Below are 12350 nucleotides of genomic sequence, written 5' to 3' on the forward strand. Positions count from 1 at the left end.
CTGACGCGCGTCCGAATGCTGTCCCTGTTATTTTGCCGCGGCGGTGCGCCACTGCTTGATATAGTCCAGACGCTTGGCCGGCTGCAGGTATTCCAGCAGGCTCTCATCCACCGGGATCGGCTTCAGCGCTTTCCCCAGCAGCTTGGTCATGCCGTCGATATCGTTCTTGCCTTCAATATCGTTGCGAATCGACGGGATATCCGCCTGGTTGGCGAGAATGCTTTGCCCTTTTTCCGACAGGACATAGTCGAACCACAGCCTGGCGGCATTGGCGTTGGTCGCCTCCTTGCTGATAAAGCTCACGCGCGACAGCACCAGGGTATAGTCCTTCGGATAGGCGATGCCGAGCGACGGGTCGCTCTTGGCGCGGGCTTCGGCATAAGATCCGAGGATGTTGAAACCGATCAGGTTCTCGCCGGAAGAGACGCGCTCCATCATGGTGCCGGTGGAGGACTGCACCGCCAACCCGCCCTTGGCCACGTCGGCCAACGTCTTGAAGTAATCAGGATCGGCCTTGAAGTCCTGCACCGACAGCATGAAGCCCAGACCGGACTTTTCGATGTCGTAAGTGGTGACTTTCTTCTTGAACTTGTCGGTCTGGCCGGCGATCAGCTTGGCCAGCGCGGCATGGGAATCCGGCGCTTCGTTTTGCGGGATCAGGCGTTTGTTATAGATGAACACCACCGGCTCGTAGGTGGTGCCGTAGGCTTTTTGTTGCCATACCGCCCATTTCGGCAGTTGACCCAGCTCGGGAGAGGCGTACTCCTGCGCATAATCGCTCGCCAGCTTCAGCGCGGTGTCCATCGACGAGCTCCACACCACGTCGCCGCTGGTGCCGCCCGCCGCCTGTTCGCTGATAAAGCGGTTGTACAGCTCGGTGCTGTTCATGTCGTTGTATTCGACCTTCACGCCCGGATACAGCGCTTCGAATCCCTGAATCAGCGGCCCCGCCGCCTTGGTGTCGGTGGTGGAATAGATCACCACCTTGCCTTCTTTTTTCGCGCCGTCGACCAGCTTCTGGTAGTCGGCGGGGTAGCCCGCCGGGAAGGCGGCATAAGCGGGAACGGAACCCAATATGGCCATGGCGACCACAGACGCACTGATTCTTGTCAACATAGTCCAACCCCTGGTTACATTTAAGAAACTAAAAATTAACATATAGTTAATGAGACCGCCGAGGCAACGGCGTTGGTTTGTTATCTTTCGGTTTTGTGAGGTTGGGCGTTTTTCAGCCAATAAAAAAGCCCGATTTCACCGGGCTTTATTCATATAACGGGCGTTCCAGGCCGCTATGCCCGCAGCCTGGAACGCCGCAGCAGGCGAATTTTCTGCACGATGGCCACCCCGAGCAGCGTCAGGACAAACCCGGCCAGCTGCACCGGCGAGAGCGCCTCGCTAAACAAGAGATAGGCCTGCAGCGCGGCGGCCGGCGGCACCAACAGCATCAGCGCGGTAATCCGCGTCAGATCGCCATGACGCACCATCCAGATAAACAACGCGGTGCCGCCCAGCGAAAGCACCCCGGCCGACCACAGCAGCGAGAACCACAGCGTGGGCGAATTATCCCACTGTCCCGAGCCCATCACCGCCGCCAACGCGCCGGTAACCAACGCCGCGCCAAGATGCTGGATAGCGCCGGCGGCCCGCAGATCCGCCGCCGCCAGCGAAGACTTCTGCACCATGATGCCAATCGTCAACGCGACGATACTGCCAAAACCCAACAGGATCGGCAGCAGCGCCATATTGCCGATGTCGATGCCGGTCAGCCGCGGCGACAGCACCAACGCCACGCCGATAAAACCGATCGCCAGCCCCGCCCAGGAGCGCAGGCCTATCGGTTTGCGCAACACCAATGCAAAGATCAGCGCCGTGAACAACGGCTGCAGGCCACCGATCAACGACATGACGCCGGCGGCAAGACCGTTCGCCACCGCCCACCAGCTGGCGGCGAGATACACGCCGTTCATCAGCATGCCGGTAAGCAGGTGCATGATGAACTGCCCCCCTTTAGGCCAGGCGCAGTTGGCGGCCAGCAAGGCAAACACCGCGGCGGCTGCCAGGAAGCGGAAAGTCAGAAAGAGATTGGGATCCGCATGCTCCGCCACCGCGCGAGCGGCGATAAATCCGGTCGACCAGATCAATATCAGGAAAAACGGCGCGATAACGGATTTGCGCCGATAAAAACTTTCCTCGTGGGTAATTGCCATAGAGATACCTGAATAATGCCGTTTGTGGCTCACTGCGCAGCATACTACCGAATTTAACATTGCCTTAACAGGCTTTACCGCAAGAAGTCTTGCCCTTGGTAAAAATAACATCTGGCCAACAGGTTAGTTAATAAAGCTGAAATAATATAATTCACCCGCCTTATAATTCATTTTAATTTATTACATCGTTGTAAATTTAGTGTTACGAACCCGGGTTTAACTTTCGATTATTTTTCCCTTTCCTCACGTTGTCGGCCTTTCACCCCTTTGCTAGCCTTCTGAGGGGCATTTATTTATCAGGCGGAAACCATGGCCGAAATAACCGATTTTATGAAGCTGGATATGCGCATCGGCGCAATCATCTCTGTGGAATATAACGATAAAGCGTTAAAGCCGGCATATAAGCTGCAGATCGATTTCGGTGAAGAGATCGGCGTAAAAAACAGCTCGGCGCAATTATGTGAAAATTATAAAGAAGATGAACTGCTTGGTCGGAAAGTTATCTCTGTGGTTAATTTCCCCGCCAAACGGGTTGCCGGATTTAAATCCGAGGTATTGGTGCTTGCTGCTGTCACCAGGGATAAAGGAACCGTCTTGCTGAAGCCCGACTTCGACGTTGAGATCGGCAGCAAGATCTTATAACCGTCAGTTTACCCTCACCCGAGAGGCAATAGAGAAATGCAACAGCTATCCCTGCTTGACGCCATAAAGAAGGAATACCAGGAAAAGCGCGCGGCTTTTATTCCCGGTGATACCATGAAGGACATCTTGTTGGCTCTTGGCGCACTGCCCGAAGACTTTGCCAAACTGGCGCAGGTCAGCAATCATCTGGCGGACGATCCCACGTTGCCCTTCCGCAAATCGAGAAATGGCCGCTTCTGCTTTAACTTTGATGATGGCCGCATAGAACGACTGGAATTCCAGCCTTTTGTGTTGTCGGTGGAGGAAGACTTTATCCGCCATGACTCGGGGAAGATTCGCCACTTCCGCGGCATCAACGATGACCTGCAGTTGAACACGGTATTTCAGGCGATAATGCGCTTCAAAGCCTACATCATCGACGGCGTCAGCGTGGCCCCGCGCGCCAGGCTGAATCAGGACATCAATAAGTTTGTCTGCACCGTTTTCAATCTGCGCACCCTCACGACGCCACGCGTGCTCGGTGAGCCGGCTCTGGAAGGCGTACACAGCGACGGGGTCGACCACACCATGACCACCTTCCTGGGCAGCGAGAACATGACCGCTGACAGCGCCAAAACCTTCATCCACGACATGCAGGAAACCAGCGGGATCAAATATCATCAGGCCAACAAGGCGCTGATCCTCGGTGAAATACAGCACAAGACGTTTCTCGATACTCTGCTGGTGGTCGACCATGAAAGGAAGCACAGCCTGTCGCCGGTGGTCGCTCAGGATAAAGCCAAAGACTCGACCCGAGACATGCTGATTTTCTTCACCCGAAAACCGGTTGAAGATGGCCATGTTTCTTTTAAATATGACTCCTTCAACCCACACGCCGAAATACCGCTTGCTATAGACATGCTGGCCAAAGCCGGCTGACGCCCTTTGTCATTGCCACCGGTTGCCGTTTATTTCCTGCTATCCGGCGACCGGTTCATTCCCTGCGTCAGGCTGATTCATCGCGGCGTAAATCAGGCTTTTGTCGGCAAAATATTATATCCTGCACGCCGAAATTTTTATGGGCGCCCGATAGCCCATCGCGCCTGCCCCTGATTTTTACCGGCGCCAGGTTGTTCTTATCGTACACAGGCAATGCAATCCCCTTATGACGACACGCTTATCCCCCAAAGACATCATCGCCCTGGGCTTTATGACCTTCGCCCTGTTTGTCGGCGCCGGCAATATCATTGCCTGCAGTCCGGCGAGCACCTGTGGCCGGCCGCCGCGGGCTTTATGGTCACCGCCGTCGCCCTGCCGGTGATCGCCGTGATCGCGCTGGCGCGCGTCGGCGGCAGCATCGGCCTGTTGACCGGCCCGCTCGGCCGCCGGGCCGGCCTGCTGCTGGCTATCGTCTGTTATCTGGCGCTCGGCCCGCTGTTCGCCACGCCGCGCACCGCCAACGTCTCTTTCGCTTTGGGCATCGCGCCTTTTACCGGCGACGGCGCCCTGCCGCAGTTCATCTACAGCCTGCTGTTCTTCACGCTGGCGATGGTTATCTCGCTGTACCCCGGACGGCTGCTGGATAACGTCGGCCATATTCTGGCGCCGCTGAAGATCCTCGCGCTGGCCGCGCTCGGCATTGCCGCGCTGGTTTGGCCCGCCGGCGCGCCGATCCCCGCCAGCGGCAGCTATCAGAACGCAGCGTTCTCCACCGGGTTCGTGCAGGGGTATCTGACCATGGACACGCTGTCGGCGCTGATGTTCGGCTCGATTATCGTTACCGCCGCCCGATCGCGCGGCGTCGACGATCCTGGTTTGCTGATGCGCTACACCCTGTGGGCCAGCCTGATTGCCGGCATCGGCCTGACGCTGGTGTATATCTGCATGTTCAAACTGGGTGCCGGCAGCGGCGGCCTGGTCGCCGAACGGCAAGACGGCGCGGCGATCCTGCATGCCTATGTGCAGCACACCTTCGGCGAGGGGGGCAGCCTGTTTATGGCCATCCTGATGTTCATCGCCTGTCTGGTGACCGCGGTGGGCATGACCTGCGCCTGCGCCGATTTCTTTTCCCGCCATGTGCCGCTGTCTTACCGCACGCTGGTGGCTATTCTCGCCGCATTCGCCATGCTGGTGTCCAACCTCGGGCTGGCCACGCTGATCCGCGTGTCGATCCCGGTGCTGACGGCCATCTATCCCCCGTGCATCGCCCTGGTGTTGCTCAGCTTCAGCCAGAGCCGCTGGCGCAGCGCCAACCGCGTGTTCGCGCCGGTGATCGCCACCAGCCTGCTGTTTGGCCTCGCCGACGGCATCAGGGCCTCCAGCTTCGGCGGCCTGCTGCCCGCCGGGTTCGAACGCCTGCCGCTGGCGGATCAGGGGCTGGTATGGCTGCTGCCCACGCTGCTGGCGCTGTTGCTGGCGGCGATTTACGATCGGCTGCGCGCGCCCCGCCGGGACAAGGTCCCGACATAAAAAAAAGCCCGGCGTTGCCGGGCTTTTTATTGGCTAACGCCAGGGGCCGCTTACTTCAGCAGCGCCTGCGCCTTGGCCACCACATTGTCCACGGTGAAGCCGAACTCCTTGAACAGCTGCTCCGCCGGCGCCGACTCGCCAAAGGTGGTCATGCCCACGATGGCGCCGTTCAGCCCCACGTACTTGTACCAGTAGTCCGCGATACCCGCTTCCACCGCCACGCGCGCGCTCACCGCCGCCGGCAGCACCGATTCGCGGTACGCCGCATCCTGCTTGTCGAACGCGTCGGTAGACGGCATCGACACCACGCGTACCTTACGGCCCGCAGCAGTCAGTTGGTCCGCCGCTTCCACCGTGATACCCACTTCCGAACCGGTGGCAATCAGGATGACCTCCGGCGTGCCGGCGCAGTCTTTCAGCACGTAGCCGCCGCGGTACACGTTCGCCAGCTGCTCCGCGCTGCGCGGCTGCTGGGTCAGGTTCTGACGCGAGAAAATCAGCGTGGTCGGGCCGTCGTTGCGCTCGATGCCGTACTGCCAGGCAATCGCCGATTCCACCTGGTCGCACGGGCGCCAGGTGCTCATGTTCGGGGTCACCCGCAGGCTGGCAATCTGCTCCACCGGCTGGTGGGTCGGGCCGTCTTCGCCCAGACCGATGGAGTCGTGGGTGTAGACGAACACGTTGCGCAGCTTCATCAGCGCCGCCATGCGCACCGCGTTGCGGGCGTATTCCACGAACATCAGGAAGGTCGCCGAGTACGGCAGGAAGCCGCCGTGCAGCGCGATGCCGTTGGTGATGGCGGTCATGCCGAACTCGCGCACGCCGTAGTGGATGTAGTTGCCCGCCGGGTCGACGTTCAGCGCTTTCGAACCGGACCATAGGGTCAGGTTGCTCGGCGCCAGGTCGGCGGAGCCGCCGAGGAACTCGGGCAGTACCTTGCCGAACGCTTCCAGCGCGTTCTGCGACGCCTTGCGGCTGGCGATGTTGGCCGGGTTGGCCTGCAGCTGCTCGACGAATTTCTGCGCGTCGGCTTTCCAGTTCGCCGGCAGTTCGCCGTTCATGCGGCGCTTGAACTCGGCGGCCAGCTCAGGGAAAGCCTGGGCGTAGGCGGCGAACCTGTCGTTCCAGGCCGCTTCTTTGGCCTGGCCGGCTTCTTTGGCGTCCCACTGGGCATAGATGTCCTGCGGGATTTCGAAGGCGGCGTATTTCCAGCCCAGGGCTTCGCGGGTGGCGGCCACTTCGGCGGCGCCCAGCGCGGCGCCGTGCACGTCGTGGGTGCCGGCCTTGTTCGGTGAGCCGAAACCGATGACGGTCTTGCACATCAGCAGGGACGGCTTGTCGGCCACCTTGCGGGCTTCCTCAATCGCCGCCTTGATGGCGTCCGGGTTGTGGCCGTCGACGTGGCGCACCACGTGCCAGCCGTAGGCTTCGAAGCGCTCGGCGGTGTCGTCGGTGAACCAGCCGTCGACGTGGCCGTCGATGGAGATGCCGTTGTCATCGTAGAAGGCGGTCAGCTTGCCGAGCTTGAGGGTGCCGGCCAGCGAACAGACTTCGTGAGAGATGCCTTCCATCATGCAGCCGTCGCCCATAAAGGCGTAGGTGTGGTGGTCGACGACGTCATGGCCCGGGCGGTTGAACTGCGCGGCCAGGGTGCGTTCGGCGATGGCGAAGCCGACGGCGTTGGCGATGCCCTGGCCGAGCGGGCCGGTGGTGGTTTCCACGCCTGGGGTATAGCCGTATTCCGGGTGGCCCGGCGTTTTGGAGTGGAGCTGACGGAAGTTTTCCAGCTCGCTCATCGGCAGGTCATAGCCGGTGAGGTGCAGCAGGCTGTAAATCAACATGGAGCCGTGGCCGTTGGAGAGCACGAAACGGTCGCGGTCAGCCCAGTGCGGGTTGGTCGGGTTGTGGTTCAGGTAGTCGCGCCACAGGACTTCGGCGATGTCCGCCATGCCCATAGGTGCGCCCGGGTGGCCGGAATTCGCTTTTTGTACGGCGTCCATGCTGAGTGCGCGGATGGCGTTGGCAAGCTCTTTACGAGAGGACATGTTTTACTCCAGGTCGGATTAAAAAAGCGGTCAAGTTCTCTATTTTCTCAGACTCCGCATTAAAACGGCAATCCCTAATGCCAAATGAGAGCGAGTTCACAACTTATTAGCACGATTGGACGGTTTTTCGGAATAACACTATTCTCGCTACGCCTGACGTACACTAGTCTCATGCGGCAAGATTTCCCAAAAGCAAAATTGCACCGTTCCCTTGTTACTATCACAGGAAGATGGCCTTATGAAAATTCGTACCTCTTTGATTGCATTAAGCATTGCCACCTTGGTAAGCGGCTGTCAAAACCTGAATACCAGCACGCTGATGCAGTCCGGAGCGCAGGCGTTCCAGGCGGCAACGCTGAGCAATGACGACGTGAAAACCCTGAGTGATAAATCCTGCGCAGAGATGGACAGCAAGGCACAAATCGCGCCGGCCGACAGCACCTACGCCAAACGCCTGAACAAAATCGCCGCGGCGCTCGGGGATAACATCAACGGCACGCCGGCCAACTATAAGGTCTACGTGACCAAAGACGTCAACGCCTGGGCGATGGCCAACGGCTGTATCCGCGTATACAGCGGCCTGATGGACATGATGACCGACAACGAAGTGGAAGGCGTGCTGGGCCATGAAATGGGCCACGTGGCGCTGGGCCATACCCGCAAGGCGATGCAGGTCGCCTACGGCACCGTGGCGCTGCGCACCGCGGCCTCTTCCGCCGGCGGCATCATCGGCTCGCTGTCGCAGTCGCAGCTGGCGGACATCGGCGAAAAACTGGTGAGCGCCCAGTTCTCCCAGAAGCAGGAAAGCGAAGCGGATGACTACTCGTTCGACCTGATGAAAAAACGCGGCATCGATCCGAACGGCCTGGTCACCAGCTTTGAAAAACTGGCGAAAATGGAGGCCGGCCGTCAAAGCAGCATGTTCGACGATCACCCGTCTTCCGAAGCGCGCGCGCAGCACATTCGCGAACGCATCGCGGCAGGCAAGTAACAACCAAAACGCCCGGCAAGCGCCGGGCGTTTTTCATTGCCTCAGTACAAGGTCTTCTGCGGCGGCCCGGCAAAGGTCAGCGGCCCGACGCGCTTCATGTCCACCTCGACCACCGACGGCCCCGGATAGTTGATCGCCTCCGCCAGCACGCCGTTGAACTGCGCCGCATCGTCCACCTTCCAGGCTTTCAGCCCCATCGCCTCGGCGACCTGGGTAAAGGCCGGCGTGTGCAACTCGTTGTAGTACTGACGGCCGGCGAAATACTTGTCCTGAATGCCGCGCATCACGCCGTAACCGCCGTCGTTCATGATCAAGAGCGTGATATTGACCTGCTCCTGCGCCATGGTCGCCAGCTCGCCCAGCCCCAGCGCCAATCCGCCGTCGCCCACCAACCCCACCACCTTGCGTTGCGGGTTGGCGATCGCGGTGCCGATCGCCATCGGCAGCCCCATGCCGATGGCGCCCGCCAGCGAGTGGATATTGCACAGCGGAGAAATGGCCCGGAACAGGCGGCTGCCCCATACGCTGCCGGAGACGGTGATGTCGCGCACCAGCAACCCGTCCTGCGGCAGCGCGGCGTCGATGGCGTCGTTGAGCCTGACGTACTCGCCGGACTGCTGGCGCAGCGCGCTCTCCGCCTGCTGCACCGCGCGGGCAATGTCTGCATCCCAGTCGGCGTTAACCTTTTCGGCCGGGCTCAGCCGCGCCGCCAGCGCATTAAGCAGCGCCGCGCAGTCGCCGTTGACCTGCTCGTCGGCCAGATAATTGCGGTTGGCCGCCGCCGGGTCGATGTCTATCTGCACCAGCGGGCGCGGCAGCGGCAGCGTCCAGGTGCGGGTTTCGTTGCTGCGCAGGCGCGAACCGGCCACCAGCGTCAGGTCGCATTGGGCCAAAATCGCCTCGATGCTCGGCGAGTTGTGGAACGCCCGCAGGCTGCGCGGATGGCTATCCGGCAGGATGCCGCGCCCGTGGGTGCTGGAGATCACCGCCACCCCGGCGTCCGCCAGCTTGCGCACCGCTTCGCCGCAGGCCAGCGCGCCGCCGCCCAGCCACAGCAGCGGCCGCCTGGCCTGTTTCAGCCGCTGATACAGGCGCTCCACCGCCTGCGGGTCCGCCGCCGGCAGCGCAGCCGGCGCCGGCGGCCGGCTCAGCACCGCGCTGGACACCAGGCTGCTTTGAATATCGATCGGGATCTCCACCGCCACCGGACCGCAGGGCACCGTCTGCGCGTCCTGGATCGCCCGTTGGATCACCGCCACCGCCTGCTCCGGGGAATTGACCCGGTAAGCGCGCTTGGAACAGGCGCCGAGGAAACCGAGCTGATCGCGGGTTTCGTGAATGAAGCCGGCGTCGGCGTCCAGGTAAGCCTTTTCCACCTGACCGGTGATGTGCAGCAGCGGCGTATTGGCGTTCAGCGCCTCAATCATCGCGCCGACCGCGTTGCCCGCGCCGGCGCCGGTGCTGGTCAACGCCACGCCGAGGCCGGAGAAGCGTCCGTGGGCGTCGGCCATGGTAACCGCCCCCGCTTCGCCGCGCGCCGGCACGAAGCGGATCTGGCCGCGTTGCCCCACCGCATCGGCAATCGGCAGATTATGAATCGAAATGATGCCGTACATCGCCGACACCTCATACTGCTCCAGAGTCCGGGCTATCGCCTCGCCAACCGTCATTTTATCGCTCATCATCAGCCTTCTTGTATGTTCGTTGTAGGGTTACGTACGGGAGATCGCGCCTAATCGCTCCAGCGATTCACCTGATGGCTCAGCGCCAGGTACAGGCTTTTCTGCTGCATGTAGGCTTTGATGCCGTGCAGGCCCTTTTCGCGGCCCAGACCGCTTTCTTTAAATCCGCCGAACGGCGTGGAAATCGAGAATGTCTTGTAGGTGTTGATCCACACGGTGCCGGTTTCCAGGCTGCCCGCCAGCGCCATGGCGCGCGGGAAGTCGCGGGTCCAAATGCCGGCCGCCAGCCCATACACCGAGTCGTTGGCCTGTTCAATCAGCTGGCGTTCGTCGTCGAACGGCAGCGCCACCAGCACCGGGCCGAAAATCTCTTCCTGGCAGACGCGGGCGTCGTTGTTCAAACCTTCGATAATGGTCGGCAGGTAGTAGCTGCCGCCCGCCAGCAGCGGATCCGCCGGCGCCTCGCCGCCGATCGTCACCTGTCCGCCTTCCTCGCGCGCCAGCGCCACGTAATCCGCCACGCTCTGGCGGTGTTTTTCGCTGATCAATGGGCCGAGATGCACCCCCGGCACCAGCGGATTGCCGACGCGCAATCCGCCCGCCAGCGCCGTCAGGCGCGCCAGCAGCGGCTGATAAACAGAGCGATGGACGAACAGCCGCGAACCGGCGATGCACGCCTGCCCGGCCGAGCTGAAGATGCCGTAGCAGATGCCGCGCGCCGCCTGCTCCAGATCGGCGTCTTCCAGCACGATGGTCGGCGATTTGCCGCCCAACTCCAGCGAGGTCGGGATCAGTTTGTCGGCGGCGATGTGCGCCAAATGGCGCCCGGTGCCGGTGCCGCCGGTAAAGGAGATCTTTTTCACTAACGGGTGACGCGCCAACGCTTCGCCGATCACCGAGCCTTTGCCCGGCAGCACGCTCAGCAGCCCGGCGGGCAGACCGGCCTGTTCGAACAGCTCCGCCAGCTTCAGCGCCATCAGCGGCGTGGCCTCGGCCGGCTTGAGGATCACCGCATTGCCCGCCGCCAGCGCCGGCGCCACCTTCTGCATCTCGCTGGCGATCGGCGAGTTCCACGGCGTAATGGCGGCGATCACCCCCAGCGGCTGATACTGGCTGAGCGTCATCACCTCGGCGCTGCGCTGGGTCGGCAGTTCCCCTTCCAGCACCTCGCAGGCGGCGGCGAAATAGCGTGCGGTAGCCGCCGCGCTGGCCACCAGGCCACGGGTTTCCGCCAGCGGCTTGCCGTTGTCGCGGGTCTGCAGTTCGGCCAATTGCTCCTGCTGCGCCAGGATCAGATTGCTGACGCGATAAAGGATCGAAGCGCGCTGATGCGGCATCAGACCGCGCCACTCCGGCTCGCGCCAGGCGCGCTCCGCCGCCTCCACCGCCTCGTTCACATCTTCGATGCCGGCGGCGCGCAGCCGCGCATTGACGCTGCCGTCGGCCGGAAACACCGAGGCCATCTCTTCGCCGCGGCCTTCGCGCCAGCGCCCGCCGACAAAAATAGTTAACCGTTCCATGCTTCGCTCCTGCCTCTCAGGCAATAAAACCGCCGTCGACCAGACGACGGCAGGCCTGCACCGCGCTCAGCGCCGCCAGGGTTGATGTTTTGGGATTGCTCGCCAGCGGATTGCCGCTCAGCTCGATATGAAATTCGCCGAAGTCGCCGCATACCTGCAGCCGATGGGTGTTGCGTCGGGTAGTCGGGTCGACCAGCAGCCGCACCCGGGTGGCGTCCATCCCCAGTCCGTTGAGGGCGATGGTCGCCGCCACGTTGGCGTTGGCCGGGAACAGCCGCGCCGCCTCACGCGCCGAACCTTCAAAAAATACCTGCGCCTCGCTCACCGCATCGAGGTCGATCAGCTGCTCCGCCTTGCTGCCGCGCCAGCTGGCCGGGCTTTTGCAGGCCTGGTAGGTGACGCTGTCCAGCCCGCCCTCGCGCGCCGACGCCAGCCCATCCATGCCCGCCACCGCGCCGGACAGCACGATCACCTGCCCCCGGTGTTGCCGGCAGGCCTGTTGCAGCCGCTGCTGCAGCGCCGCGTCCGCCAGCGCGCCGGTGGAGATCACCGCCAGCGGCCAACCGCGTTGCAGCACCGCTTCGCCGAATTCCGCCACCGCCTGCTGGCTGGCGCACTCCAGCACCAAATCCGGCCGTTCGGCGCACTGGTCCGGATGGGTCAGCGCCTGCACCCGCCCGCCGAAGGCGCTGTCGATCGCCGCATGATGGGCTGCGCGCGCCAGGATCCAGCCTGCCGATACGCCGTCCGGCAGCCGGGCCAGCACTTCCTTCGCCATCGCGCCGTAGCCAATCATCATGATCTTCTTCATCGTT

The 12350-nt window shown here is 62.0% G+C and carries 9 protein-coding genes and 1 pseudogene; 4 read left to right on the forward strand and 6 right to left on the reverse strand.

From position 1 onward, the window contains the following. Positions 1–27: 27 nt before the first annotated feature. Positions 28–1116 (reverse strand): ABC transporter substrate-binding protein, encoded by a 1089-nt coding sequence (locus CKW09_RS20300; RefSeq protein WP_061797009.1) that lies wholly within the window; start codon positions 1114–1116, stop codon positions 28–30. A 173-nt stretch (positions 1117–1289) separates the two neighbouring features. Beyond that, positions 1290–2207, reverse strand: a complete 918-nt coding sequence (locus tag CKW09_RS20305) for a DMT family transporter (protein ID WP_095099151.1) — start codon at positions 2205–2207, stop codon at positions 1290–1292. 309 nt (positions 2208–2516) lie between these two features. On the opposite strand from CKW09_RS20305, the gene CKW09_RS20310 reads away from it, so the two are divergent. From CKW09_RS20310 to brnQ, 3 genes and pseudogenes are all read left to right on the forward strand, one after another. Beyond that, positions 2517–2849 (forward strand): tRNA-binding protein, encoded by a 333-nt coding sequence (locus tag CKW09_RS20310; RefSeq protein WP_061800748.1) that lies wholly within the window; start codon positions 2517–2519, stop codon positions 2847–2849. A 36-nt stretch (positions 2850–2885) separates the two neighbouring features. Continuing rightward, positions 2886–3767 (forward strand): 2OG-Fe dioxygenase family protein, encoded by an 882-nt coding sequence (locus CKW09_RS20315; protein WP_095099154.1) that lies wholly within the window; start codon positions 2886–2888, stop codon positions 3765–3767. A 226-nt stretch (positions 3768–3993) separates the two neighbouring features. Next, a pseudogene (gene brnQ / locus CKW09_RS20320) lies at positions 3994–5297 on the forward strand (branched-chain amino acid transport system II carrier protein). A gap of 50 nt (positions 5298–5347) precedes the next feature. Here the strand turns inward: brnQ and tkt are convergent. Continuing rightward, positions 5348–7342, reverse strand: a complete 1995-nt coding sequence (tkt, locus tag CKW09_RS20325; RefSeq protein ID WP_095098672.1) for a transketolase — start codon at positions 7340–7342, stop codon at positions 5348–5350. A gap of 238 nt (positions 7343–7580) precedes the next feature. Here tkt and loiP point away from each other — a divergent pair, with 238 nt between their 5' ends. Then, the gene (gene loiP / locus CKW09_RS20330) at positions 7581–8333 is read left to right on the forward strand and encodes a metalloprotease LoiP (RefSeq protein WP_061798694.1); all 753 of its coding nucleotides are present in this window, start codon (positions 7581–7583) and stop codon (positions 8331–8333) included. Between the two features lie 41 nt (positions 8334–8374). On the opposite strand, the gene CKW09_RS20335 is transcribed toward loiP, so the two are convergent. The 3 genes from CKW09_RS20335 to CKW09_RS20345 are packed head-to-tail and all read right to left on the reverse strand — an operon-like array spanning position 8375 to position 12346. Then, on the reverse strand, positions 8375–10015 hold the full coding sequence (locus CKW09_RS20335; RefSeq protein WP_061798692.1) for a thiamine pyrophosphate-binding protein: 1641 nt from the start codon (positions 10013–10015) through the stop codon (positions 8375–8377). Positions 10016–10065: 50 nt separating this feature from the next. After that, entirely contained in the window at positions 10066–11535 is a 1470-nt protein-coding gene (locus CKW09_RS20340; RefSeq protein ID WP_061798690.1) for an aldehyde dehydrogenase, read from the reverse strand. A gap of 16 nt (positions 11536–11551) precedes the next feature. After that, a complete protein-coding gene (locus CKW09_RS20345; protein ID WP_061798689.1) occupies positions 11552–12346 on the reverse strand; it encodes an aspartate dehydrogenase in 795 nt (264 codons plus the stop codon). Positions 12347–12350 lie beyond the last annotated feature (4 nt).

Origin of the sequence: Serratia ficaria (assembly GCF_900187015.1) — a bacterium.
In the GTDB taxonomy this organism is placed as follows: Bacteria; Pseudomonadota; Gammaproteobacteria; order Enterobacterales; family Enterobacteriaceae; genus Serratia; species Serratia ficaria.